The sequence below is a fragment of the Streptomyces sp. NPDC023838 genome, from assembly GCF_040639555.1.
In the GTDB taxonomy this organism is placed as follows: Bacteria; Actinomycetota; Actinomycetes; order Streptomycetales; family Streptomycetaceae; genus Streptomyces.
This window is the reverse complement of the sequence record NZ_JBFAAD010000004.1, coordinates 112,527-138,270: the sequence shown is the minus strand read 5'-3', so window position 1 is coordinate 138,270 and position 25,744 is coordinate 112,527. Positions and strand designations below refer to the sequence as shown.

General features: G+C 67.6%; 23 protein-coding genes. 16 read left to right on the top strand and 7 right to left on the bottom strand.

Going from position 1 to position 25,744, the window contains the following annotated elements; translation table 11 throughout:
- Window positions 1-27: 27 nt before the first annotated feature.
- Both AB0G17_RS06935 and AB0G17_RS06930 read right to left on the bottom strand, forming a co-directional pair.
- A complete protein-coding gene (locus AB0G17_RS06935; protein WP_361376697.1) occupies window positions 28-1,026 on the bottom strand; it encodes an asparaginase in 999 nt (332 codons plus the stop codon).
- Between the two features lie 75 nt (window positions 1,027-1,101).
- Window positions 1,102-2,520 (bottom strand): helix-turn-helix transcriptional regulator, encoded by a 1,419-nt coding sequence (locus tag AB0G17_RS06930; protein WP_361376694.1) that lies wholly within the window; start codon window positions 2,518-2,520, stop codon window positions 1,102-1,104.
- A 419-nt stretch (window positions 2,521-2,939) separates the two neighbouring features.
- On the opposite strand from AB0G17_RS06930, the gene AB0G17_RS06925 reads away from it, so the two are divergent.
- The 7 genes from AB0G17_RS06925 to AB0G17_RS06895 all read left to right on the top strand — a co-directional run bounded on the left by AB0G17_RS06925 (window position 2,940) and on the right by AB0G17_RS06895 (window position 10,864).
- Window positions 2,940-3,134: a hypothetical protein gene (locus tag AB0G17_RS06925; RefSeq protein WP_361376691.1), complete on the top strand. Its 195-nt coding sequence runs from the start codon at window positions 2,940-2,942 to the stop codon at window positions 3,132-3,134.
- Between the two features lie 384 nt (window positions 3,135-3,518).
- Complete coding sequence (locus tag AB0G17_RS06920; protein WP_361376688.1) at window positions 3,519-4,385, top strand: hypothetical protein; 867 nt, start codon at window positions 3,519-3,521, stop codon at window positions 4,383-4,385.
- A gap of 37 nt (window positions 4,386-4,422) precedes the next feature.
- Entirely contained in the window at window positions 4,423-5,952 is a 1,530-nt protein-coding gene (locus AB0G17_RS06915; protein ID WP_361376684.1) for an amino acid permease, read from the top strand.
- Window positions 5,953-6,044: 92 nt separating this feature from the next.
- Window positions 6,045-7,379: a glutamine synthetase family protein gene (locus AB0G17_RS06910; RefSeq protein ID WP_361376681.1), complete on the top strand. Its 1,335-nt coding sequence runs from the start codon at window positions 6,045-6,047 to the stop codon at window positions 7,377-7,379.
- Between the two features lie 113 nt (window positions 7,380-7,492).
- Window positions 7,493-7,966 (top strand): LuxR C-terminal-related transcriptional regulator, encoded by a 474-nt coding sequence (locus tag AB0G17_RS06905; protein WP_361376678.1) that lies wholly within the window; start codon window positions 7,493-7,495, stop codon window positions 7,964-7,966.
- 110 nt (window positions 7,967-8,076) lie between these two features.
- Entirely contained in the window at window positions 8,077-9,021 is a 945-nt protein-coding gene (locus tag AB0G17_RS06900; protein ID WP_361376675.1) for an aminoglycoside phosphotransferase family protein, read from the top strand.
- Between the two features lie 811 nt (window positions 9,022-9,832).
- Window positions 9,833-10,864: a NucA/NucB deoxyribonuclease domain-containing protein gene (locus AB0G17_RS06895; RefSeq protein ID WP_361376672.1), complete on the top strand. Its 1,032-nt coding sequence runs from the start codon at window positions 9,833-9,835 to the stop codon at window positions 10,862-10,864.
- A 29-nt stretch (window positions 10,865-10,893) separates the two neighbouring features.
- Here the strand turns inward: AB0G17_RS06895 and AB0G17_RS06890 are convergent, their stop codons facing one another.
- From AB0G17_RS06890 to AB0G17_RS06875, 4 genes are all read right to left on the bottom strand, one after another.
- Window positions 10,894-11,304, bottom strand: a complete 411-nt coding sequence (locus tag AB0G17_RS06890) for a hypothetical protein (RefSeq protein WP_361376669.1) — start codon at window positions 11,302-11,304, stop codon at window positions 10,894-10,896.
- 177 nt (window positions 11,305-11,481) lie between these two features.
- Entirely contained in the window at window positions 11,482-11,808 is a 327-nt protein-coding gene (locus AB0G17_RS06885; protein ID WP_361376666.1) for an Lsr2 family protein, read from the bottom strand.
- Between the two features lie 1,300 nt (window positions 11,809-13,108).
- Complete coding sequence (locus AB0G17_RS06880) at window positions 13,109-13,738, bottom strand: 2'-5' RNA ligase family protein (RefSeq protein ID WP_361376663.1); 630 nt, start codon at window positions 13,736-13,738, stop codon at window positions 13,109-13,111.
- A gap of 52 nt (window positions 13,739-13,790) precedes the next feature.
- A complete protein-coding gene (locus AB0G17_RS06875; RefSeq protein WP_361376660.1) occupies window positions 13,791-15,254 on the bottom strand; it encodes a helix-turn-helix transcriptional regulator in 1,464 nt (487 codons plus the stop codon).
- A 331-nt stretch (window positions 15,255-15,585) separates the two neighbouring features.
- Here AB0G17_RS06875 and AB0G17_RS06870 point away from each other — a divergent pair, with 331 nt between their 5' ends.
- The 9 genes from AB0G17_RS06870 to AB0G17_RS06830 all read left to right on the top strand — a co-directional run bounded on the left by AB0G17_RS06870 (window position 15,586) and on the right by AB0G17_RS06830 (window position 24,975).
- Window positions 15,586-16,530 (top strand): aminoglycoside phosphotransferase family protein, encoded by a 945-nt coding sequence (locus tag AB0G17_RS06870; RefSeq protein ID WP_361376657.1) that lies wholly within the window; start codon window positions 15,586-15,588, stop codon window positions 16,528-16,530.
- Window positions 16,523-17,584, top strand: coding sequence for a phosphotransferase (locus AB0G17_RS06865; RefSeq protein ID WP_361376654.1), 1,062 nt, complete (start codon window positions 16,523-16,525; stop codon window positions 17,582-17,584). The genes AB0G17_RS06870 and AB0G17_RS06865 overlap by 8 nt, the downstream gene beginning before the upstream one ends.
- Window positions 17,581-18,252 (top strand): 3'-5' exonuclease, encoded by a 672-nt coding sequence (locus AB0G17_RS06860; RefSeq protein WP_361376651.1) that lies wholly within the window; start codon window positions 17,581-17,583, stop codon window positions 18,250-18,252. The genes AB0G17_RS06865 and AB0G17_RS06860 overlap by 4 nt, the downstream gene beginning before the upstream one ends.
- 290 nt (window positions 18,253-18,542) lie before the next feature.
- Complete coding sequence (locus tag AB0G17_RS06855; protein ID WP_361376648.1) at window positions 18,543-19,349, top strand: NUDIX domain-containing protein; 807 nt, start codon at window positions 18,543-18,545, stop codon at window positions 19,347-19,349.
- 56 nt (window positions 19,350-19,405) lie between these two features.
- On the top strand, window positions 19,406-21,367 hold the full coding sequence (locus AB0G17_RS06850) for an ABC transporter ATP-binding protein (RefSeq protein ID WP_361376645.1): 1,962 nt from the start codon (window positions 19,406-19,408) through the stop codon (window positions 21,365-21,367).
- A 47-nt stretch (window positions 21,368-21,414) separates the two neighbouring features.
- Window positions 21,415-22,392 (top strand): endonuclease/exonuclease/phosphatase family protein, encoded by a 978-nt coding sequence (locus AB0G17_RS06845; protein WP_361376642.1) that lies wholly within the window; start codon window positions 21,415-21,417, stop codon window positions 22,390-22,392.
- A gap of 13 nt (window positions 22,393-22,405) precedes the next feature.
- Window positions 22,406-23,113, top strand: a complete 708-nt coding sequence (locus AB0G17_RS06840) for a hypothetical protein (protein WP_361376639.1) — start codon at window positions 22,406-22,408, stop codon at window positions 23,111-23,113.
- Window positions 23,114-23,371: 258 nt separating this feature from the next.
- Window positions 23,372-23,971, top strand: a complete 600-nt coding sequence (locus tag AB0G17_RS06835) for a 2'-5' RNA ligase family protein (RefSeq protein ID WP_361376636.1) — start codon at window positions 23,372-23,374, stop codon at window positions 23,969-23,971.
- A 527-nt stretch (window positions 23,972-24,498) separates the two neighbouring features.
- On the top strand, window positions 24,499-24,975 hold the full coding sequence (locus tag AB0G17_RS06830) for an NUDIX domain-containing protein (protein ID WP_361376633.1): 477 nt from the start codon (window positions 24,499-24,501) through the stop codon (window positions 24,973-24,975).
- Between the two features lie 112 nt (window positions 24,976-25,087).
- Here the strand turns inward: AB0G17_RS06830 and AB0G17_RS06825 are convergent, their stop codons facing one another.
- A complete protein-coding gene (locus AB0G17_RS06825; RefSeq protein ID WP_361376630.1) occupies window positions 25,088-25,636 on the bottom strand; it encodes a hypothetical protein in 549 nt (182 codons plus the stop codon).
- Window positions 25,637-25,744 lie beyond the last annotated feature (108 nt).

Below are 25,744 nucleotides of genomic sequence, written 5' to 3'. Positions count from 1 at the left end.
TCTCAAGGAGGGCTGTTGAACGGCGGGTCATTCCGCGAAGGTCGCGAAGGCATCAGTGATCGTGCTGTAGTCGGCGTCCTGGGCCAGCAGCGCATGGAGCAGGAGCCTCGCCTGGTACGGGCCGAGGCCATCGGCCGGGATGAGACCGCGGCCAATAAGGTCCTTCTCTGATCCGGGGAAGCTATACGTTCCGGTCAGGACGGGGCCGATGCCGATGCGCGAGGCGAGTACCACAGGAATACGCGAGGCGAGCTCACCCAATGCCTCGACGAGCGACTGCGGGACGTGACCAACGCCGAAGCCAGCAACGACGAGGCCGTCGCACTGACCGTCCCACGCGCGCAGCAGGGTGCCGTCGTCGCCGAGGCTGACGGTGTACAGGCCCACGCGCGCTTCACGGCTCGGCGGCAGCACCACACTGTGCCGACGTGGCAGGGACGTTGTCAGGCGTACACGGTCTTCGGCGACACGGCCGATGGGACCTGTGCCAGGTGAGGTGAAGGCTGCGGGGCTGGTGCTGTGCGCCTTGCGGACGTGCCGGGCCGCGTGGATCTCGTCGTTCAGGAGGACCAGAGCGCCGGCTCCGCGTAGCTGGGGTTCGGCTGCGGCAAGAATGGCTGCGTACAGGTTGGCAGGGCCGTCGGGTCCGGCCATGGTGGGGTTGCGCATGGCGCCGGTGACGATGAGCGGCTGGTCGCGGCCGTGGTGAAGGTCGAGGAAGAACGCGGTCTCCTCAATGGTGTCCGTGCCCTGCGTGATCACGACTCCGTCAATGTCGCCACCATCGAGATTCTTGTCGATTGCCGCGCTGAGCTCGGTGAGGTCGTCGAAGGTGAGCGAGGCTCCGGGGACACGGCGGAAGTCGTAAACACGCAGATGGATGCCGCGGTGGTCCAGGCCGGGGACGGCTGCGAGGAGGTCCTGGGCAGACAGGGCTGGTACGACACCTCCGGTCGTCGGGTCGGTGGTCATGGCGATGGTGCCGCCCAGTGAGTAGACCGCCACCGTTGTTGTCGCGCCGGCCATTGCCCCAACTTCCCTTCTGTGCCTGCCCGCTCGCATCTCAGTGGATCTCACTTAACGGAGATCGTTCGGTGCAGGTTATCGGGTCTCCTCGGGATGGCCGCCAGCCTCGGGCTGCAATTCGGCGGCCACGTAGGAGCAGGCGATGTCCAGGGCGTCAAGGCTGAGGTGGCGGCTACGGGGTCTGGCCAGCCCTGTGGTGCCCTCGGCCGCAAGCTGTCGGCAGCGGCGGGTCAGCCATGGGCGGTCGAGGCCGAGGTAGTCCGCGGTTGCTGCCAGCCGTTGTCCGGGCGTCGATCCTGCGGTGATCGTGTGTGCCTGCGCGTGCCCGGTGAGGTCCGTGAACGTCCTCAGCATGGGAGCTGCGGCGGCCAGAGCAGTTTGGGGCGTGGGCTCGGCACGCACCCAAGTGGCGATGGCGGCACGGCGTCCGGGGACCAGGACGAAACCGTCCGTCTGCTGGAGGTCTGGCTCGTCGGTGAGCCAGGTCGTGACGCCGTACGACTCCATTAGTGCGAGCGCGAGAAACAGCAGAACACGCTCGTACGTGGGAGAGGCAGTGACCTCGGAACGGGGGACGCAGAAGGCACGCCCTACCCCGCTGTGGGCCCGTCTGGGAGCCATCTCCTGGAGGTAGCGGTGCTTGTGCTGGAAGATCAGCCATGTCGCGGCCTCTTCCCCGCGCTGTTCGCGGGTCCAGAAGACCGGGTCGTCGGCCAGTGCGTCGCGCTGTTCGAGGATGAACGAGGCACACATTTGGGAGCCGACGAGCATCTGCGATCCGTCGGCGAGGCTGTCTCGGGCGGGCAGTGTGCCGTTGTCTGCTAACGAGGGCTGCGGTGGAGGAACCAGCAGGCCGTGGAGGACCGCGTCGTCGCCAAGAATGGCGGAATCGAACCCCGCTACAGCCCACAGGATTCCGTAGGTGAGGTCGTCGAGCTCGTAGGCCCCGGGGACAGCGAGGACGCCGCCCACCTGGTGCCGGTCGCCGTGGCGTGCGTCCATGACGAAGTGCCGTTGTGTCCCGTCGACGGTGAGGGAGGCGGCGAGCAGCGCCCGGAGCGGCATCCGGCTCCATGCCTCGGTGTCCGTGTTCGGCGTGAGCCACAGCGTGTTGCCGCGGAATGAGGCGGCCGGTCTGGTGAGCACGGGCAGCATCGTGGAAGCGAGATTGCGGCCGCCGGGCAGGAGCAGGTGACCTGGCCCCTCTGTGAGCGTCTCACCGGTGTCCAGGCTCACAGGTGGCTGAGCCTGGACAGGAAGCGACAGTGGAGAGATCTCGGGAGGTACCCCGAGGCCGGAGAGGAACTCGGCGATCTTGTCGATATTGGTGAGGCGTCGGCGTCCCGCTTCGAGCATGGAGAGGAACGCTTGGCTGAGCCCCGTGAGCTGAGCGATGTCGTCTTGACGCAGGGATCCATGCTGGCGGATCAGGCGCGTCGCCTTACTGAAGTCCCATGCAGCTAAGGCTTGTTGAACGTCGACGCTCCGCCACACGCGTTCGGTTACGGAAGGAGCGGCTGGGACCAGACTCTGTGAGCGAAGGCAAGCCGAGCACAGGGTTCCCGAGTTGTACTGGCTCAGACGACAGCCGCAGCCCGGGCATTGCCGCTCTGCTCTCTGAGCCACCCGATCCTCCCTCGCCGCCACGACTGACCGCCCAACAAGCGCCCACTGAGCTGAAATCACTCCAGTGATATCACCGACGACATGTGCGCAGGAGTGGTTCCACGGACAGACTCGCGCAGTATCTCCCGTCTCTGCAACGGTAGTTGTAGACCATCGGGGTCCCTTGTGCCGTCGCACATCGATTGGTGTGGGAGTCCAGATGCTTGCCCTATCCCTCCGACCTCATACATGCCACATATGGCCGATTGGCCAGCTCCACTGCACGGCAGTTGAGTCGGCGGTGAACCGTGGCCGTTAGCGTCTCCGCCGTAGTCCTGCTGGCCATCACCACCCTGCTGCTCGTTCGGAAGGGTGGCCTTAAAACCGGCCACGCCATCGTGTGCGTGCTGCTGGGCTTCTACCTCGCCAGTTCCTCGATGGCCCCGAGTATCTCTCAAGCGACCGCCAAAGCCGCGAACTTGATCGGCGAGATCAAGTTCTAACGCAGTGGGCCGACAAGCCAACACCACCGCCGTGCTCATCCGACCTCGCCCCTGCCAAGGACACTCGATGCTCACTTACGACCCGATTCGGCACCGTTCGGCTTCCCGAGCTCGCCCTTGCAGCGTGTACAGGACGCGGCGTCGTCCGGCGGTCGCGATGCACCACGCCGCGCAGTGCTTACGACCGGTGCGCCCTGGCGGCGAAAGCTGATGCGGGGCAGAGACGAGAACCTCCGCGGCTTCGCCCCCGTCTATCACCCGGCCGGCTTCGACACGGAGCTACGGCAGGCGTTGGAGGACATTCAGGCAGGCCGCTGGTGGGCCACACGTGACCTTCTGGCCCGTACCGGTGGCGACTGGGGGTTGAGGACGTCGCGGACACAGGTGCTGGCCACCGCCGCAGCGCGTTCGGACGTCGTCCAGGCGTGGCTCGTCGAAGAGCCCCGGAACCCGGATGCGCTGGTGATGGGGGCCCGGGTCCTGGTAGAGCGGGCGCTCCAGGCACATCGAGGCGGGCACCCCGGGGAACGGGCTCTGAGCGACGAGGCGTACCACGCCTGCCGGTTGGCGTCCGAGAGCGTGCCGGCGGATCCGGTGCCGTGGGTGTGCCTGTTGGCGCTGGCTCAGCTGGATGTGCGGCTGGGGTACGCGGAGCATTGGCGTGCGGCGTGGGAGCCGATGCTTCCTGCGGGGCCGTGGGGGTTGCTGTACCGGGTCCGTGAGCGGGACTGGGGCAACCGTGAGGCGTATCACCGGATGCTCGCGTTCTACTACGCGTGCGCGGCGACCTCGCACGCGGACGCTTTGGTCTTTGCCCAGTGGGTGGCCTCGTGGGCCCCGGAGGGCTCACCCTTGCGGATCCTGCCGCTGTATGTGCGGATGGAGATCTACCGGCGCCGGCGCGAAGCCGGTCCGGCTGACCCGTTGTTGCGGACCCAATGGGCTCAGGAGCCGGTGATCTGGGAGGTCCACCGGGCTTTCCAGGGCTGGTCCGAAGACACGGCCGGCTCGCTGGGAGACCTCAACTACCTGGCGCACGGCTTGTGGGCGGCGCACCAGTACGACGGCGCCGCCCAGGTCTTCCGCGCGCTGGGCGACTACGCCACGCGACTGCCCTGGCTGTATGTCAGCGACGACCCGCGGGTTGCCGAGCTCGGGGTGCGCGAGTTCGTCAGGGCCCGCTCGGAATGTCTCAGCCCCGCCCGCTCCCGCACCGAGCGACAGCCCGCCCCCCGACCCCGGCTCGTCTGACCCTGCCCTCTTCCCTCTTGTCTTCGGAGACTGCTTCATGACCGATGCGAACCGTCCGTTACGTGACGTCCACGTGCACGACGACGACCTGCTGCGTGATCTCGGCTACAAGCCGGTGCTGACGCGCCGGATGAGCCTGTTCGGGAACGCGGCCATCTCCTTCTCTGTGATCAGCGTGCTGTCCGGGTGCATGACGCTGTATGGGTTCGGCCTGGCGACCGGCGGCCCGTCGGTCATGCTGTGGGGCTGGATCACTGTCGGCTGCATGGTGCTGTTCGTCGGCGCCGCACTGGCCGAGGTCACCAGCACCTACCCCACGTCGGGGGCCTTGTACTTCATGGCCGACCGGCTCGGCGGGAAGAGGTGGGGCTGGTACACCGGCTGGCTGAACCTCCTGGGATTGCTCGGCGCGATCGCCGGCATCGACTACGGGGCCGCACTGTTCACGGGCGCGCTCTTCAACCTCCAGTTCGACTTCGCCCCTACCCCGCAGAAAATCATCCTGATCTTCATCGGGATTCTGCTCCTGCACGCGCTGCTGAACCTGTTCGGTGTCCGCTTGGTGTCCCTGCTCAATACGGTCAGCGTGTGGTGGCACCTGGGCGGCGTCGCCGTCATCGTCGCCGCGCTGACGATCGTGCCCTCCCACCACCAGTCCGCGCACTTCGTGTTCACCGAGTACGTCAACGACACGGGGTGGTCTTCCCATGGGTACGTGGTGATGCTCGGGCTGCTGCTCGCCCAGTACACGTTCTGCGGCTACGACGCCTCCGCGCACCTGTCGGAGGAGACCACCAACGCCTCGCTGGCAGCGCCGCGCGGCATCATGCGCGCGATCATCTGGTCCTGGGCAGCCGGTTTCGTCCTGCTGCTCGGGCTGACGTTCGCCATCCAGGACTACGCCGGCACGCAGAACAGCGCCACCGGTGTCCCCCCGGCGCAGATCTTCCTTGACGCTCTCGGCGAGGGCGGGGCGAAGGCCCTGTTGCTGGTCGTCATCGTGGCCCAGCTGTTCTGCGGGAACGCCGAGGTGGCGGCCTGTTCGCGGATGGTGTTCGCGTTCTCCCGTGACGGTGCGCTGCCCGGCTCGCACCTGTGGCGCCGCGTCGACGGCCGCACCGGCACACCTCGCGCAGCCGTGTGGCTGTCCGTGGCAGTGGCCGCCGTGCTGGCGCTGCCTTCGCTCTACAGCCCGACCGCGTACGGCGCGGTCGTCGCGATCAACGTGGTCGGGATCACTCCGGCCTATGCGATCCCCATCTACCTGCGCCTGCGCCATCGGGACCGGTTCACGCCTGGGCTGTGGAACCTGGGCCGGTGGGGCGTGCCCATCGGCACGGTGGCTGTGGTTTGGGTGGTGTTCGTGACCGTGCTGTTCTGCCTGCCCCAGACCCGCCCCCCGGGCAAGAGCTGGGTCTCGGTGGACACCTTCAATTACGCCCCCGTCGCGTTGCTCGTCATTCTCGTCCTGGCCGCGGCGTGGTGGCGAGTGGCGGGGCGCTCGTACGACGTGCCGGCCGTGGCGGCGAACGCCGAAATGGCCAAGATCCAGGAGGAAATCATCTGATGTCCACCACCCCTCCCTCCCTGCGCAGACTCCCCCGCCTGAGCACCTCCTCCGTCCCCGCAGCGGAGCAGCGCCGGCCCACCCAGCCCAGCTTGGCCGACCTGCGTGACCATGTGGACGCCGGGCTGATCGACACCGTGGGCCTCGCGCTGCCGAACCTCCAAGGCCAGCTCAAGGGCAAGCGCTACGGCGCGCGACACTTCCTCAACCGGGTTGCTGCGGGCGGCGCGGACATGTGCAAATACATCCTCGCCACCGACATCAACATGACCCCGCTCGACGGCTTCGACCTCACCTCCTGGGACAGCGGCTACGAGGACGTCGCGGTGGTCCCCGACCTCAGAACGTTGCGGATCACGTCATGGATGCCGCGGACCGTGCTGGTGCTCGGGGATGCGGTCGGCCCGGACGAGCAGCCTCTCGATGTGGCACCGCGGCAGATCCTCCAAGGCCAGCTCACTCAACTCGCCGCGCACGGCCTGCACGCTCAGGTTGGTGTGGAGATTGAGTTCGTGCTCTACAAAGGCGCTTACGGGAACGGCATGCGCATCGGGCCCGGCGGGCTGGTGCCGGTGTCGGAGCACAACCTGGACTACTCCCTCGATCACCCCCCGGCGTTGGACCGATACTTCCGGCGGCTGCAGGGTGCCTTGGCGAAGGCCGGGATGCCGGTGGAAGCGATCAAGACAGAGGGGGTGCCGGGGCAGGCCGAAATCACCTTCCCCTACGGCGGGGCGCTGACCGCGTGCGATCAGCATGTCGTGTTCAAGCACGCGGCGCGGACCTTGGCGGGCCGCGCCGGGATGACTGCGACATTCATGGCTTCGCCCGAGACCGGCATCGCCAGCGGCCTGCACCTGCATATCTCGCTGACCCACAAGGGCAACGCCGTGCTCCCCACCCCAGACGGTGAACTGTCGCAGACCGGGGAGCAGGCGATCGCCGGCCTGCTGTCCGCCCTGCCGGGCCTGGCACCGCTGTACGCGCCCAACACCAACTCCTACAAGCGTTACGCCCCCGGTTCGTTCGCCCCTACCCGCATGACGTGGGGGTACGACAACCGCACCTGTGCGGTGCGGGTGGTCGGCCACGGCGCCGGCCTGCACCTGGAGGTCCGGCTGCCGGGGGCCGACGCGAACCCCTACCTCGCGCTGGCCGCCGCGCTCGCCGCCATCACCCATGGGATAGCCAAGAGCCCTGCCTTGCCGCCGGCCTGTACCTCCAACGCCTACAACGCGTCGGAGGCGGCCTTGGTGCCGCTGACGCTGGAACAGGCACGCTCCGCCTTCCGGCACAGCCCCGTCGCCCAAGCCGCGTTCGGTATAGACGTCGTCGAGCACTACGCGCATCTCGCGCAGATCGAGCTCGACCACCACCGCACCGTCGTCACCGACGCGGAACGCGATCGCTGGTTCAGCCGCGCCTGACCCGCAAACAGTCGGGCGCCGGCCAGCACGCACGGCTTCTGGCCGACGCCCGGCATCTCGCCGGTGCCTGAACGGTGACCGCACACGCTCTCTTCATGAAAGGTCTCTGCGTCATGTCCACCCGCCTCAGCAAGGCCGCGCTCCTGCCCACCCCAGGCCAAGTGAAGATCGCGGCCCTGCTGGCGCAGGGAATGAGTACGGCCAAGGCCGCCGCCGAACTCGCCCTGGCGACCGGCACGGTCAGCGCCCAGGTGAGCAGCGCGCACCATCGCCTTGGTGTGTGCCACCGGTACGGCCTCATCCACGCCTGCTATGTTTACGGGCTGATTCCGCGCCCCGACACCGCGCTGCCTCTGGGCGGTGCCGATGCTGACGAGGTGCGGATCCTGTGGCGGCTGGCGCTGGACGACTCCTACGACGAGATCACCCGCAACGCCACTCTGTCCTCGCGCGAGGTCATGAAGGAGAAGTTCGACGCTCTGCGGTCACGGTGGGATGCCGTGAACGACCCCCATCTCATCACGCTCGGCTGGCGGTACGGCGTGCTCGACGCCTCCCGTGGTACTGGTGGCCACCAGCTCATTTGACCTGGCCATGGCCCGCGATCGGTACCGGTGGGCACACTGCCCCACCCGCGACATCACCCGCAACACCAAAGACATGCATCCATCAGGAAGGCGATACGGCCGTGATCCATATGCCTGACGAGGTTCGCGATTTCACCTCTACCGTCGCGGGCACCTTCCAGCTGGTCGCCGAGCATTCCTGGCCTGGTCGCCACCACCGTCCCCGCGTCTGGGAAGTGCGGGGCGGGGCCGGTCGGCGCTGGTTCGTCAAACAGCACGCCGAGCCGAGCGGGCACCAGCGCGAGGTGAACGCCTACCAGCAGTGGACTCACCTCCTGGGGCCAGGACGCGCCCCGGAGATGGTGGCCCGCCACCCCGCCTCCCGCAGCATCATCGTCACCCCCATGCCGGGCCGCAACATCCACAGCCACCCGCTGGACGCACGGCAGGAGGTGGAGGCGTACCAGCAGGCCGGATCGCTGCTCGCACGCCTGCACTCGGCACCCGTCGCTTCGACGCCCGGCGAAACTGAGGAGGAATGGCGGGCGGGCGTCGAGCAAATGCTCAACGACGCCCCCCTGTACCTGCCCTCCGACGCCACAGCCCTGCTGCGTGATCTGACTCGGGAGCGCCCGGCGACACTGCCGGCGCTGGTGGCACACGCGGACTTCCAGCCCAGAAACTGGCTGTGGCACGAAGCCACGCGCACCCTGCACCTGATCGACTTCGAACGCACCTGCATCGAGCCGCCGGTCCGGCGCGACCTGGCCCGCCTCGAACTACGGATCCTGCCCGCGCGGCCCAGGCTGCGCCCCGCCTTCTACGACGGATACGGCCGACAGCCCAGCCCCGCCGAGTTGCACGCCTGCTGCGCCTACGGAGCCCTCGACGCGGTGAGCCTGATCAAGTGGGGCCTCCAGCACCACGATGTCGACGCTGTCAACCAGGCCCACGCCATGCTCGCCAACCTACGCATCGCCCACACCCACCTAACCCGAACGACGAGGCGGGCAGGCACGGTGCCCACCCGCAGGAGCGAACGGCCGCCCCAGCCCACCCATCGCGAACTGCCCTGACAAACAAGGAGAATCACCCGTGTCGCCGCACATCAACCCCGACGGAAGCCGCGTCCTGGTCCTCACCCGCCCATTCCCGCCCTCCGCGACACCACGTACTGCCGAAGACCGCCATCACCCAGGCATGGTCCCCAGGCCAGGGCCTGGCAGCGGCACTGGAGACGGATCTTGGGGTGGACCCCAGGTGCCTGGGGCGGCTCCTGGCCGTGGACTGCGACATCTGGGACGATCCCAGCTTTGACATCTGGTCCTAACGCATGTCAGCCGGATGCCAGCGGCCCCGTTGCCTATTGGCGGAATAATTGGGACTACTTACTCAAAGGTGCGAAAAGTTAGCCATCCCACCGCGGGATTCTTTTTGTCGAATCAAGCCAATTGCATGGCCTCATCGAGCCAACCACTTGGCTCGCCCTACCCTCCGTGCGTAGATATAGATGGCAATTGCTCGATGTGGTGCTGCTCATCACACTCAGTAAACGGAAGGTAGAAGATGAAGATACAGCGAAAACTAATCGCTGCTGCCATGACGACTGCCGCGATCTCCGCACTGTTAGCGCCGACCGCTACAGCCGCCTCTCCCACGCCTAGTTCGTCGAATCCTGTCATGACAGGCCCCTACGAGGTCGACGAGGACCACCCTGTCCTTAAGGTCGGTAGCAAGCTTCCGGCGAATCTATTGACGCCCACCCATACGGCGCCATCCAGTTTTGCCGAGATCAGAAACAAGCTTGAAAGGAAGCCTAAGCAGACGTACACGGTTGATTCGGGTAAGCTTTCCGCCCCCCACGAACGCGCAGGAGCCGTACCACCGGTGACACGTACCGACGAGTGTCGCACACAACTGGGCCGAAAGGAGGGTGAGAAGATTGTCAATCGCTTCTTCTATTGCAACACGAAGCACTGGGCACACGCTTTTATATATCCGCCAGACACAACGGTCGTTGGAAATGTTGAGTGGTGGCAAACAACCGCAGCGGACGCGCCATCGGACGACCGGAAGATCTACCTGGAAACCGCGCTTGAGGATTGGAAGTTCGACGGAGTATTTCACAAAAAGGACGCCTTGGATGTTTCTGTAAAGGCCCCTGGAGGGGCGCCGCCGAATCCGAATCCCGACTGTACCGTGACGTCCGACAGCCGAAACGGCGAACACACGATCGCAGAATGGGAAGCCAACCAACGAACACTCAGGGAGTACCATACCGTCGGACAAGACAGTAGTCAGGGGCTTGGGAAAGACAAGGTGTCCCTATGCGCCTTCGCTACGTATGACCGAATAAATGGTGGCGCTGGAAGTCCCCGGGGAGGGTTTACTACGGGAGCTATCGCCTACAACGAGGTCCGCTTTGACACTTCGTCGTACATAGATTCGAAGTCCGTGGGTCGGGGGGTGTTCAATTACGCGCTACCAGTTCTTCAGTTCAGTAAGTCGCAGCCCGCTCATGCTTCGGTTGCTAATCACATTTGGACTGCACAGTACGATCCGGCGATGACCGTTCCCAAGAAGGAGGGCAAGTCAATTCCAGGCGCCCCCCGATCCGGGAAGCCACTCTCTCGCCTCTACCCTGGGTATGACGGTCCAGGCGGCCAGGCGGAGAACGAGTACAAATTGAACCGCAAGATCACTGCCGACGAATGCGCAAAACTGTCTCGCCCCACGGACTATCAGTGCGACGAGTATCCGATGGCGGCGACCTGGCAGGGCTCAGGTTTCGGAGACGGTAACTACTCCCTCCGAATGGTACCTGCGGGCGAAAATAGTTCCGCAGGTGGCTCGCTGAGTGCCTTCTACGCGAACCAACGCATCCTGCACAACGACCAGTTCTACGTCTTCGTCAGCTGACCGCACAACTTTAGTGTTCCCCAGCTAGCTTAGCTGGGGAACACGCATATCTTATAGGCTTCCTTATTGCCTGGCATCCGCCAAACACTAAGGGTGCAGTGAGCGATACCCCGCAGAGGGAGCCAAGGAAACGGAGTTCCATGAAAGTCAACGCAGCGCAATCCGGCATCAATAACCTCTAGCGTAGATTCACCGAGGTACTGCGCTCCCGCCTCCTCATAGCGGCTGGAATACAGCGTCATCGTTACTTCAATGTCGGCCCATTGTTCAACTGTGGGAACGGCTACTGCGATACCGTCCGAAGCTATGCGATCGCTGAAGTGATCTGGGATGAGCCCGTCACTAGCAGGGTGCGGCTGACCGGCGGTACTGAGCCAGAATTGAGCATGCTCAATGGTGGCGTTGACAGTGACCGTCTCCGTTTGCCTCGATTCATCCATGACTGGAGCCTACCGGGGATCATCAGCCACGGACGGCTTAAGTGGTAGCCGCCAGATGCCGACTTGGGGTTACCAGACCTTCCCCCCTGCGGGCTGGCCCATCCTGCCCCAATATGGACGATATCCGGAACTACGGGGAGAGCCCGCCATCGGCAGGTTCTCCCCGTAGACAGTCCATCAGTTGGCCTTGTCGTACGCCTCACGGATCTCGGCCGGCACTCGACCGCGGTCGTTGATGTCGTAGCCCTTCTCCTTGGCCCAGGCCCTGATTGCCGCCGTGTCAGTGCGGCCGCCAGTCGCCTTCGGAGCCGCCTTAACGCCTGCCTTGATGCGACGACCGACCTTGGTGAAGGGGGCAACAGCCTCAAGCAGCTTGTCGTAGCTGTCCGGGCCAAGGTCGATCTCGTACGCCACGCCGTCGAGAACGAGGGTGTGCGTGGTGGCCTCGGCGGACTCTTCGCCCGTGAGGTCATCGGTGTAGATGGTTACGATCTTCTGTGCCATGCAGGGGATTCTATGGGGCATTGACGCTTTGAGCACCCGTGATCTTCGCCCCGAGGTCATCTCCGCTTGCCATCTTTTCATCGGCCGAAGCGGGTCCTTGCCTCGTCACTGGCCGCTACTGGAGCAGGAAGCCCCGCCGCTCCGGAGGGGCGGAGTGGCGGGGCTCAGGCCGGACTAGCGGGACTGCTGGGCGTACTCCACCAGGCCGGCGAAGGCGGCGGACGGCAGGTTGCGGACCGCCCCGGTTGGACGCTTGCTGTCGCGGACCTGGACGACGCCGCAAAAGGCGACGAGGTGTGCGGCGACACTTCGCCTTGCTTGTCGCCTCCCATCACGGAGGTCCGTTGTGGCCGAGCTTCCGGGCCGATGGGACCCTCGACTCAGAGGCGATATCCGCCGCACCAACGGCGTCAACCCCGCAGTGCTGCTGGGTGACTTGAAAGCCCTGTCGGCCGCAACGGTCGATGCAGCGGATGGCTCATGTAGGTATTACGACGCCCAGCCATACTGCACTCATGATCACGGCGACCTTGAATACCAAGTCCAGGCCGACACGGCCGGTGGGGAGCAGCCGGCGGATCGCCGTGAGACGAGGCGCTCCTGCGCAACGGTTACATGGTGGATGTCGCACCTCATTTCGGTGCGCCATTCGAGTCGACCGTCGGGCACGAGGACGACGGTCATACAGATCCGGATTCTGTGGGGGCAGGCAGATTGATCTGATCCTGGTCTCGCGGCCGGTGGCACCGGTGCTCGTCGCCTGCGGAACCCATCGCAGTGCAGCCGGGCGAGAAGGCGGCGTCCATGTACCAGTGTGGATCAATGTCGCCATGGCCGGCGACGGCATGCCCCAAAGCCTGACCCGGCACACGCACCAGAGCCGAGACCGTCCTCTGCGAGGGAAGGTCAGGCCGCCTGGCGGTAGCCGCTCGGTCCCGGTGGCTCGTCGCCGCGCAACAGACTGAGGCCGAGGGGCTGCCACCAGAGCGGGGAACAATCCCCCGCTGGGGTTCGTCGGCGGAGCGAGGAAGCTATCAGGTGTTTCGTGCCAGAGACCAAGTTCCCCCCGGATCGAGGAAGTTCCTCTCCACCTATTGATAGGCAGGGAGATGATCTCGGATTCGCCGTCCGATCGCATCACCGACGCAGAACGTAGGGGACTGATCACGGGTCTGCAGAGCCACCTCATCCTCTCCCAGCGTTCCTCTCGCCAGTTCATCCGTCGCCAACAAGGCTGGTACCTCCCTGGATTGCTGGCCGGACACTGACCTCAACACGCTTCATCAGGCGGTGCGCCCCTTTAGATGGCCGTCGGCGGCGCCTGGCCGTCGCCCTCGGATGGGGCCAGGTGGACACAGCGGGCGTTGGTCCACCGGTAGGCGCGGCCTTCGCGGCGGAGCTCCACCAGATCCACTTGGTGGACCGGGATGTCGACGGGCTTGAGTTCACGCAGCGGCCTGAGCGCGGTGCGGACGCGGTCGGCAGGCAGGGTCCGGTTGGCGTAGGCGAGGCCGATGTGCGGGCGCAGCACGGTCGTCGGCTTGTGAGGGGGCAGGCCGTTCGCGGCGCCAATGGCGTTGAGCGTCTGGTGGAGTTCGACGATCGGCGTCCACGGGGCGACGCTGTAGCGGATGGCTCCACGGGATGCCGTCAGGGGGATGGCCTGGAGGGTGAAGGACCCCGATATCTTGCGCTGAGCGTCCCTGGTGAGCTGGTCGAGCTGGTCGTCGGTGACGTCGTCGACGAGTCCGATCCGGCCGAGGGTGAGGTGCAGGCCGTCGGCGTCGATGTTGTCGAAGTCCAAGTGGGCCAGGGCACGCTGGCACTGCTGCATATGCTTGATCAGCGGTGAGTTTCCCGGGAAGGTCAGCATCCAGTAGTAGGCGCGGGTGTCTTCGTTCCAGCCGGGCCGGTCCCAGTGATTTGCCATCGCCTCGACCGTGCTGAACGCTGTCCAGTCGTGTGCGGCGATGACCTGCGCGTCAGTGATGCTGGGCGGAGGACTGGGAGGGAAGGCTCCCGGGTCGGTGGTGAGCTGCATCCGCGGCTCTCCTCATCTGCTCCGTCTGCTGCGTTGGCCGCGATATTTTCGCAGACTTCACCAAGGCGCGGGCCTGTGGGGCGGCCTGCCATTCACGCAGCGCGTCACCGTACTCGCGCACGGCCGGCACGTCCTGCCACGGGGCGGCGATCCGGTGCAGGTCGCCGGCGCGCTGGACCACCGAGCGGATCGGTGCCCCGCCGTCCGCCCGCAGGACTTGGCGACCCAGCATCATCGCCTGCTCGATGTCGGGACGGTCGCCGGTGATCAGGGCGGTGGCCACGTCCAGGCGGACCAGGGCGCGGCTCCAGGCGGAGTCGGAGTGCTCAACGAGTTCGTCGATCTGATTGGCGTACGCCAGGACCCACTTGGGGCTGCACAGGGCGACGTGGGCGGTGGCCGCGTTGGCGAGGGTGCGGGCCATGGCGTACGGGGCGAACGAGATGCAGGAGGTCAGTCCGTTCGGGACCTGGTGGCGCTGGCTGAGGTCTTCGGCGGCTGCGATGGCGCGTTCGGCGCCGGCGGCATCGCCGAGTTTCCCGAGCGCGCGGGCCCGTCCGTTGACCTGGAGCCGGATGGCCTGGGGATGGCCGGGGTCGATCGCGACGCCGGCATCCGCGCGTGCGACGGCCTCGTCGTAGCGGCCGGCGTAGTAGGCGTTGAGGGAGCGGGTGCCGTGGATCCACATGATCAGCTCGCGGTCGCCGATGTGGGTGGCGAGGTCTTCGGCTTCGGTGCAGTACGCCTCGGCCAGGGCCTCGCGGCCCGCGTTGACGGCCATGTAGCCCAGCAGGCCGGATGCCTGGGCGGCCAGCTTGAACAGGGTTTCGCGCTGGCGCGGGGGCTGCCGCCCCTCGAGTAGTTCGTCGGTGTAGTGGCGCAGCTTGAGCACTTCTCCGGCGAGCCGGTAGGGGCCTTCTGTCTCGTACCGTTCCACCACGTCGCTGATCCCTTCGTTCAGGACCAGGAGCGTGGTGGGGTCGGTGTTGGAGGCGGTGGTGGTGTTCAGGCGGCGCGCGACGTCGACTGGGCTCTCCCACACCGCCTCCGATAACACCTCCGTCGGCACGGCGGGGGCCGGGTGGGCCACTGCGCCCGGTACGAGCGTGGGTGCCGCATGCGGCGGGACGCCGAGCCTTCCGAGTACCCCTTTGATCCTCTCGGCGTTGGTGAGCCGTCGGTTGCCGGATTCCAGCGCGGACAGATACGACTGGCTCAACCCGGTGAGGGCTGCGAGATCGTCCTGGCTCAGTGGGGTGATCTGCCGGATCCTGCGGAAGGCCGCGCCGAACTCCCAGCCAGTGAGGGCGGTGACGATCTCCGGATCCCGCCACACCCGCCCGGGGATGGTGCGCGGCGCGGAGGTATGGGCCGGGGCCGAACGGGCACAGGCTGCGCAGCGCACGTCGGAGTTGTAACGGCTCAGGGGCGCGCCGCATCCGACGCATCGACGCCGCTCTGGTGCTGCCACTGCCGCCTCCTTCCACCGGGTCGGGGAATCGTGCGCGAGATTCCCCGCGGGAGGCAATCACGGCAGTGATATCACCAGACTGATAGGACAACAGCCTTCTTTGGCCACAGGATTGAGCACCGCACCCCTTGACGGGCATCACCCCAGGCGGGCCTGCCCCGTTGTCAGTGGCGGATGACAGGCTACGCACCCACATAGGCACTATCCGCAACCATTCGGATACGTGCGGTGCTGATGTTGGCTTCATGGACGGGAGGAGACCACTGTGACCGACATTCCCGAGGCGGTGCACGACCTGGTGACCTCGGTGACCGGCACGTTCCGTGTTGTCGCCGACCGCTCCTCGCCCGGCACGGGCAGGCCCCGCATCTGGGAGGTCGAAGGCCCGCACGGCTGCCGGTGGTTCGCCAAGCAGAATCCGGGCCCCCGCCTGCACCAGCGGGAGGCATCGGCGTACGAGTCCGGCTGGCCAAGCCTCCTGGGGCCAGGTCGTTCCCCGCTGATGGCCGCGCACGATCCGACCGCCCAGGCCCTCGTGATCACTGCGGTGCCCGGCCAGCCCGTGCGTGGACAACGCCTGGCGGCCGAGCAAGAGCGGGAGGTCTACCGCCAGGCCGGACAGCTCCTCGCCCGCCTCAATACGGCACCCGTCGTCAGCCCCGTGCCGGAGGAGTCGACGGTGGGCTGGGAGGCGGCCGTGGAAAAGATGCTGGCGTCGGCCCGCTTGTATGCGACACCCGACGATCTCGTCATGCTCCGTGAGCTGACCCGCGACCAGCCCGCCATCCTCCCGGCCGTTGTGTCGCACGGCGATTACATGCCGCGCAACTGGCTCTGGGACCCTGCCGAGCAGGTGCTGCGGATCATCGACTTCGAGCGCACCACCATCGAGCCGTCCGCGCACCGGGACCTGCCCCGCCTCCACTATCGCCTCCTGCACGGCCGCCCCGATGTGAAGGCCGCGTTCTACGCCGGGCTGGGACGTACGCCGGACGCCTTCGAGCGGCACGCGTGCGCAGCCTACGGAGCGCTGGATGCGATGAGCGCCCTGCGCTACGGCCTGGAGAAGCGGGACATCGAGGTGGTGGACGAGGCGCACACCATGCTGCGGAACCTGCGCACCGACTACACCCAGCACCTCACGGGCCAGCGCGGGCACCGCCCGGGCGCGTCAGCGCCGAGGGCCCGAGCTGGCGAACAACATGGCTGACCGCGACGATCCGGGGTGGGATCAAGAGCGCGTCGAGCAACTGCTCCGCACCTGCTACGGGATGGAGGCTGCCGAGGTCGAGCTAGTGCTCGAGGGCACCGACACCGTCAACCGGCGCGTCCTCACCTCCACCGGCCGCCGGCTGTTTGTGAAGGAGTACGACCCCACCGACGACCCACTAGCGGCCCGTGCGGCACTGGACATGTCGGAGTACTGCCGGGCCGCGGACCTGCCCGTGCCCCGGGTGCACGCTAATCAGGCCGGCGACCTGCTCACCCTGTTCGATGACAGCCCCTGGTCCGTCATCAACGAGGTCGTCGGACGGATCGCCACCACGCCGATGACCGCCTCGCGTGCAGAACACGTCGGCAGCCAGCTCGGGCGGATGCACCGCGCCTTGTCCGCCTACCCTCTGCCCCAACGGCACCAGCACTCCCGGTGGCGGACCGGCACCGTCGAGGACGGTCTTGCCCGCTGCGACAGGGCGATGGCCTCGGCCCGCCAGCACGGACACCCGTACCTGGACCGGCTGCGCGACCAGCTCGACCAGCGCCGCCACGACCTCCGCAGCCACGTGAAGCACCTCCGGTCCGGGCTCCCCGACGCACTGGTCACTCAGGCGCTGCACGCGGACTTCGTCCGGCCCAACATCCTGCTCGTCACCGACCTGGTGACCGGCATCATCGACTTCCGCTGCGCCCAGGGCAGCGCGGCCTGGGAACTGGGGCGGGCCGCACTCGATCCGCGCACCATCGCCCAGAGCGACGACTGGATCAGCACGGCCGCGGCCATGGTGGCCACCTACCTCTCCGAGCACCCCCACCTGCCACGCGCCGACATCGTCGCCTGCGGCCGGATCACACTGCTCTACCTGCTCTTCAGCTTCTACGGCGCCGTCCCCGCCGAGGAACACCTCGCCCACCAGGCCCTGGAGGACGACCTGGCGCGGCACTGGGAGGAGCGCCAGACCAGCATCCGCCGCCTCCTCAACAACATGGACGAGCTGGAGGCAACCCTGCAGGACACACTGGACCGATCAGGGAGCGGCTGGTGAATCCCTCCCCGCCCCGGCTCGCTCAAGACCAGGATTTCGTGGAGACGCACTTCGTGGTGGTCGACTTCGAGGGCACCACCCCCACGGGCCATCCGCCGGAGCCGATCGAAGTCGCCGCCCTCGGCGTCCAGCACGTCCCCGGCCGTGGCCCGGTGCCTAGCGGCTTCGCTTTCATGTCGTTCATCAGCCCGCCCGCGCACGCGCCGCTCACCTCGGCCGATACCGCACAGACCGGCATCACCCAGGCCGATCTCTCCGGCGCCCCTCCGGCACGGACCGTACTGCGCCGACTGGACGAGGTGCTGCCTGAGGATCCGGTGCTGCTGGTGGCTCACCATGCCCCGGTGGAGGCGAACATTCTGTACGCCTACCGCACGGCATGCCCGCGGCTGGCGCGCACCCGGATCGTGGATACCCGGCTGCTGGCGAAGCACCTGCTGCCGGACCTTCCCGCCTACAGTCTCGACGCGCTCCTGGCTCACCACGGGATCCCGCAGCCGCCGCGCCGGCATCGGGCGATGGACGACGGGATGGTCACCGCTGAGCTCTTTCACCGCCTGCTCACCGCCGCAGCACGTCCGCGCGCGATCACGAGCCTCACCGACCTGGTGCGCCTGGCCAGCCGTACCCCGCGTGCCGTCCAGCCGATCCAACTCGAACTGTCCTGACCGGCAAGGAGAAGTCCGTGCCCCCGCACAATGCCCCCGACGCAACCCCGCGATTAGCACCAGCCCGATCGCTCACAGCTGAGGCACAGGCCGACCCGCCCTTGCCGCTGGTGAAGGCCAGCGGGCTGGTTCTCGACACCCAACACCGCGTGCTGCTCCTCACCCGCGCGAGCACTCCTTCTCCCACTGACCATCACGAGCTGCCGGGGACGCTGATCACACGGGTGGAGTCCCCGGGCCGGGGCTTGGGACGCACCCTGGAAACGGATCTCGGGACGGATTCGGACAGTGTGGGACGGCTCCTGGCCGTGGACTGCGACCTCTGGAAAGCCCCGTCGCTGGCGTTCATCGTGCACCTCTACCTCGTCGGACCGCTGGGCGAAGACGAGGTGGCCGCCCTGACCGTCCCGGAGGGGGTGACGATCACCTGGCAGGCGCCCGAGGCTGCGATAGGGATGCTATCTAAACCGGAGGCCGCCCAGGTGCGGGCCGCTCTGGCGGCCTTTCATGCCGGGTCGATGGCCCATCTGGTCACCGGCCGCATCCAGCCCGGCTCCCCCGCCGGCCTGTCGACCGAGCTGCGCGCGTGGCTGGAGCAGGAGCACGCTCTGGATGCCGCCTCTCAGCGTGCGGTGCGCTCAAAGCTCTTGGCCGACGCGGACGTCCTGTTCACCGACTCGGCCGGGCGGGCACTGCTGGTGCGGCCTGCCCATCGCGGAGACCGGCGGTTCCGGCTGCCCGGCGGAGGCATCGATAGCGATCTCGGGGAAGGCCCTCGGGAGGCGGCCCGGCGCCGGGTGCGCGCCGAGCTCGGTCTCGACCTCCCGCTCGGCCGGCTGGTCGCGGTGGACTGGGAGAACCTCACCCCATACCCCAGCCGGACCAGGTACGTCTTCCACGGCGGCACCCTCGGCGAGCACGACCTCGCCCGCATCCGCCTCAGCCCCAGCCAGAGCGCCGAGTGGCGGATGGCCACCCTGGGCGAGCTGCCGTGGCTGGTGGCTGATCCGGTGCGCCGGCGGATCGAGGTGTGCCTGGCGGCGGTGCACCAGCACACCGGGCCGCTGGAACTGCGCTTCGGCGCCCCGTGGCAGTAGCACGCTCGCTGTGAACTAGCCGTGCTGCGCGTTGTGTTGGAGACGAGGAGGGGTCAATGAGCAAAGCCGGGAAGCCGGACACCACTGCGGTGCCGGATCAGAGCGAGGTCCCGGATGATGAGCTGACGTTCGCGTTCGCAGGGGACAAGCGGGCCGAGGCGGGCGGGGCGATCAGTACGCGGGCGATGGCCCGCCGCCTGCCCCAGCTCATCCGCCGGGCGCTGGCCCTGGCCTGGAAGGTGAACCCCCGCGCCGCGATCACCCTGCTGCTCTGCCAGGCCGCGTCCGGGGTGCTGGAGGCGTTCGGTCTGCTCGCGACGACCGGCACCATCACCGCGCTGGTGTCCTCCGGGAACATCGGCGACCGGCTTCTCCAGGCGTGGCCCTCGCTGCTCGTGCTGGCCTCGGCCGTGGGGCTGCGGGCGCTCCTGGCGATCGCCATCACGTTCCTGTCCACAAGGATCTCACCGCGGATCTCGCGCGAGGCCGAGCTGATGCTGCTGGACTCCTCGACCAACGCGGAACTCTCGGCCTACGACAACCCCGGCTTCAACGACCGCTGGGACGCCGCCGACCGCGGGGTAGAAGTCTCCCAGACGCTGCTGAGCGAGTCCCAGAGCGTGCTCGCCGCCCTCGCCTCACTCATCGCCGCCGCCGGAGTCCTCACCTCGATCCACCCGGCACTTTTGCCACTGCTGGTCCTGTCCGCGCTGCCACAGGGCATCGCCAGCGTCCGGGGCGCGCGGATCGACTACCTCTCCTCCCTGGACACCTCCAAGGACCGCCGGGTCCTGTCGCTGCTGCGCTGGTACCTGGTCGACAGGCAGGTCGCCGACCAAGTCCGCTCGGGCACCATCGCCCCCTACCTGCTGGACAAGTACCGGCGCATCGGAGCACGTGTCGACACCAAGACCGACCAGGCCGCCTGGCAGACCGCCAAGGTCTCCCTCCTAGGCGCCCTGGCGGGCGGCATCACCTCCGGCCTCGTCTGGGGCGCGCTGGCGGTGCTGATGGCATCCGGGCACATGTCGGTGGCGGCGGCCGGCACCGCGGTTCTCGCCCTGCGCACCCTCGTCGCGTCCCTGCACGGCATCGTCGGCTACGGGGCCCGGCTCTTCCGCACCGGCCTGTATCTGGACGACTGGGCGGACTTCGTGGACGAGGCCGGCGGCCACCGCCTCAGCCGCGGCACCCTCATCCCCACCGCGCCGACGCTGGTACGGGCCGAGAACCTCACCTTCTCCTACCCCGAGGCCGAACACCCCGCCCTCAGCGAGGTGACCCTCGAAGTGCGGCGCGGTGAAGTCCTCGCCCTGGTCGGCGAGAACGGCTCCGGCAAGACCACGCTGTCCAAACTCCTCTCGGCGCTCTACCTGCCCGATCAGGGCAGCGTGCGATGGGACGAGCACGACACCCGCGACCTGGATCCGTACGCCGCCTGGCAGCAGATCGCTGTCGTCCCGCAGGACTATGCGCGCTGGCCGCTGTCGTTCCGCGAGAACATTCACCTCGGCCAGCCCCGCCCCGAAGGCGACGCCGCCGTCCACGCCGCGGCCCAAGCATCCGGCGCTGACGAGGTGATCAACGATCTCCCCCGGGGCCTCGCCACCCTCCTCGCCCGCGAATGGTGGGGCGGCAAGGACCTGTCCGGCGGGCAATGGCAGCGCGTCGCGATCGCCCGAGCCTTCCACCGGCCAGCGGGTCTCCTCGTCCTCGACGAGCCCACCGCCGCCCTCGACCCGCGCGCCGAGCACCGCATCTTCACCGGTCTGCGCCACCTCGCCGCAGACCGGGCGGTCGTCCTCGTGACACATCGACTGACCAATGTCGCCGTCGCGGACCGCATCGTCGTCCTCGACAAGGGCCGCGTGCTCCAGTGCGGCAGCTTTCCAGAGCTCGTCCAGGCCCCCGGCCTGTTCCGGGAGTTGTGGGAGCTGGAGATCGACCGCCCCGCCCGCGTCCCCGGCCCGGCCTCCGCACCGGAGGACGGCGTCCCCCAGACGAGCGTCCTCTTCTAATCCGCCGCGCCCTCACCCGAGGACCATCAACAGGGAGGAGTTGGTCCGTGCGGACCCTACGCATCGCCAACCTCAACGCCTACAAACTCAACAAGACCGCCCGGGACACCGCCGCGTGGAAGGCCCGGGTGACGACCGTCCAGGAGATCGCCCCCGCCATCCTGGGCCTGCAAGAAGTCCTCGTCAACGACGCCAGCACCCCCAGAGATCTCTGGGACACGGAAGCAGCGGACACCATCCAGGAGCTCGCCGCCGACTGCGGACTCACCGCCACCGTCACCGCCACGAGCGGATACCCGCACGGCACCGTGATGGCATCGAACAGCAGCCAGCCCTGGTACACGGCGATCCTATGGAACCCGAACACCGTCAGCCTGCTCCCGGACTCCTACCGTCCCTACGGGGCACCGGACTTCTGGCACGGCCTGACCACCGCCCAGTTCGACCTCGGTGCCGGCGAACCCGTCACCGTCGCCGCGTACCGCGGCGACCCGATCCGCCCCGATGGCCGCTACAACGAGGCACTGCGCATCAAGTCGATCTTCCGCCGTACCGGAGGCGTCAAGCGCGGCTTTGTGATCGGCGATTTCAACGCGCTCTCGGCCGCCCGCCGAGCCGCTCACTTGGTCGACGGCGGGAGCGGCGGCCTGGGGTATTACGACGAGGAGCCGTACCGCGACCAGGACCACGACGACCTCGAATGCCAGCTTCTCGCCGACACGATCGGCAAAGAGCAGCTGGCCGACCGGCGACAGACCGCCGCCCTGCTTCGCCGCGGCTTCATGGTGGACGCCGCCGCGCATCTGCAGGCGCCGTGGGAGCCGACCGTCGGCTACTGGGAAGACGGCCGAGGCGACCCAGACCCATGGGGAGAACGGCGCATCGATCTCATCCTCGCCACCCGCCCCACGGCGCGGGGGCTGGTCAGCTACCGCCTCCACCGCACCGCCGCCGCGCTCGAAGCCTCCGACCATCTCTGCCCCGTGGCAGACGTCTCCCCCGCCGCCTTCACCGAGGGGTGCTGAGGTGCGGGCGTTCATGAACCCCAAGCGCCTCTGGGGCAGCGAAGACGGGCCGGACGCGAACTGGATCCGCCCGCACGTTCTGTGGCTGCCACACGAGCAGCCCCAGGTCCTGACCTACCTGCGGGAAGTGGCGGACGTCATCGCCCCGTACACCGACATCGTGGCCCCGGTCGCCGAACCGGACTGGCACTGGACGGTCCAGGCCGCCTACTCGCGCGGCGCCGACGGCCGCTACACCGACACCGCAGCCCTGGACCTGGCGGCGAAGCATCTCCAGGACCAGCTGAAAGACCTGGCCCCGTTCGAGGTGTACGTCGGCCCGCCAGCCGTCAGCCGCTCGGCGGTAATCACCCGCGTGCTGCCCGTCGGGGAATGCGACGGCCCCGATCCTGGGAGTGTCCCCAACCAGCGGGTGCGCAGCGGCCTGGGCGCCGCGGGCCTGCTGATGCCCCCGGCGGCGGAGCACCGCTGCAGTCACCTCACCTCGGCCTACGGCTCGACCACGACGAACACGCCACGCCTGGCCGCCCGCGCGGATGATCTCGCCTCCACCCTGATCCACAAGGCCCGCCGTCACATCACCGCGACGGTCTCCTCGGTGTGGCTGGTGTGGGAACGCCAGCGCCCCCAGGACGTCCGATACACCTTCGAGCGAGTGCACCAGCTTCACCTGCAGGGAGCACCCGTACGCGCACCTGGCCAGGCAAGGCGGCAAGGGTGACCGCGAACCGCAGACCGCGGACAGCAGCTGCCCGCCCCCGAGCTATCGGCATGTACGTCGTGGCCGGGGTGCTGTTCGCCGCGGCGTGGATCTTCTTCCTCTGGTTGCTGGTGCAGGTCCTGGGATAGCCCGGGTCAGCCAATGCGACGTTGACAGTCCGAGAAGCAGGAGGTTCCTGTGAAACCGTTCGTCCCCGCCTTCGCGGACCGCCCCTGGAGAAGCGGTGCCTCCGCTCTCCAGCTCTACGCGATCCCGGAGTTGTCCATCGATCACGACTTGCGGGGCCTGGTCACAGCGTGCCGGACGGCGCTCAAGCCATACCCGATCCAACCCCTACCCGACCATCTGCTGCATGTCACCCTTGAGATGATCACGGATGCCCCTGCCGATCGGATCACCGACGCCGAGCGAACGGAACTGATCACCAGCCTGGACAACCACCTGGCCGCCATGTCGGCATTCCGCCTTCTCGCCGGATCACCCGTCGCCAACAAGGCAGGCGCCTACCTGGACTGCTGGCCCGACGACGGCCTCAACACGCTGCAACAGGCCGTCCGTTCCGCCGTGCGCGCGGTGCGCGGCCCGGAAGCCGTGCGTTACAGCGGCGGCCGACCGCACTGCTCCCTCGGCTACAGCTACGCGAACGGCGACTCCGATGCCCTGCAGTCCGCGCTGCGCGCGATCAGCCCCAGTCACGCCCCGTTCACCGTCGTCGCAGTGGTGCTGGTGGAGGTCACATTCACCCTGACCGAGACCGCATCCCTGGCCGAAGGAACGCAACCAGCCTGGGACTTCGACTTCACCCCGCTCCACACGATCGCACTGACCGGACCGGGCACCCCGGTTCCCAACTCCTGACATGCCCCGCCCCGCCAAGGAGATGGAACCTATCCCTTCCTGCCGGACGAGCGCGCGCCTGAGTTCGCCATGGGCGTGCCGATGTACGTCGGCCTGACCCCCTACGGCCTCGTCTGTCCCGTGGCGAGCCGAATCGCCGCCGTCCCGGGACAGCCTTGCTCCGCTCGTGGTGTTTGTAGCCTCCGAGGGGGAACAGCGGCGCATCGCTGCCAGACCCAGCCTGGGCAGCGCATTGGAGACCTGGACAGCGGCCTGAAGGCCGTGCCGTCCCCGCGCCTCCGCCGACGGGGCAAGACGTCCTGCCGCTCCCGGATTTGCCTGATGGCCTATAGATAGGAGTCGCGGCTCGTTCTGCCTCACTCGCGCAATTCCGAGGCCCACTCCGGCACCGGCTTACCGCAGAGGCAGCAGCCAACTATCGTGACGACCAGCGGTATTGCCGATCAACGGCCACCCGTTCTTGGGCTGCGTCGCTCCGAGAACATCGGGGGCCGCCTACCGATGGCCAGCAAGGAAGAGAGAGCCTCGTGGGCAGGACTGAGTACTACCACGACCCGAAAGCGCCGAAGGCGAACACGCTCATCCCGGCTAGCAACCTGCTGGTCGTCGACGAAGCTGGCGCGATCCTGCTCCAGCGGCGCCGTGACACCGAACAGTGGGCCCTTCCCGGTGGCGCCCAGGACATCGGCGAGACCGCCGCCGAATGCGCCATCCGCGAATGCGCCGAGGAAACCGGGATCCTCTCCGAGATCACCGGGTTCCTCGGCGTGTATACCAACCCGCACCACATCGTCGCCTACGACGACGGCGAGATCCGCCAGCAGTACGAGACCACCTACATCGGCCGCCCCATCGGCGGCGAGCCCACCATCAACGACGAAGCCGACGGTGTTCGCTTCGTCCAGCCCGCCGACCTCGACGGCTACGACATCCACCCCAGCATGCGCCAGCAGATCGGCGACTACCTCGCCGGCACCTACCCGGTACGACGCGCCTGTACGTAGCCGGTCGTCCGGCCACGCGGCGGTCAGCACGGACCTCGACGCCACGCCTCTCGGATGACCGAAGACGTGCCGCCCGGCCCGGAATGTGGTCCGGACGGCGCACGGTGGGCCGTCAGGGTCCGACGGGGTGGTGCGCTTCCAGGGCCCAGCGCACCCACCGCGCGGCCCGCCGCATCTTGGGGCCCTCGTACGGCTGCTCCAGCGAAGGGACCAGCGACAAGTCGTAGAGTTTCCCGGGGTGCTGGTACTTCAGCAGGTGAGCCAGCAGGCGTGCGAGCGAGTCTTCGGTGTCGGTCACATCGTGGCCTCGGGCACGCACGCGGTCGGCCATGTCGCTCTCGTGCTGGGTGAGGCGGTCCATGCCCTCGTGCTGGGTGAGGTGGCCCATCTGCTTGTGCACGGCAGTCAAGTCGTCGGCGGACAGAGCCGTCGGTGTGCCTGCGGAGAGCGGCCAGGGGCCGCCGTAGAGCACTAGGGCGCAGGTCTCCATCGCGAACGCCGACAGGTATTCCTCGCCCGGTTGCGGCCACCGTGCTACGAGCAGGCGCCCGGCGCAGTCGATTGCCTGTTCCCAGCGTTGACGTCCCGGGTGCCCGGGCGGCACGAGCTCCACAAGGGCCCAGGCCCTGTGCCACGGCCCGACCGTCTTCGTCTGCGACATGGCTCTCACGATAGGGCTCGGACGCGCGTGGCGGGATCGCTTGGCCCGATCCAGCCGGACATCGGCCGACAGCACATGGCTGGCGTACGCCGTGGGGGCGGCGGGCGG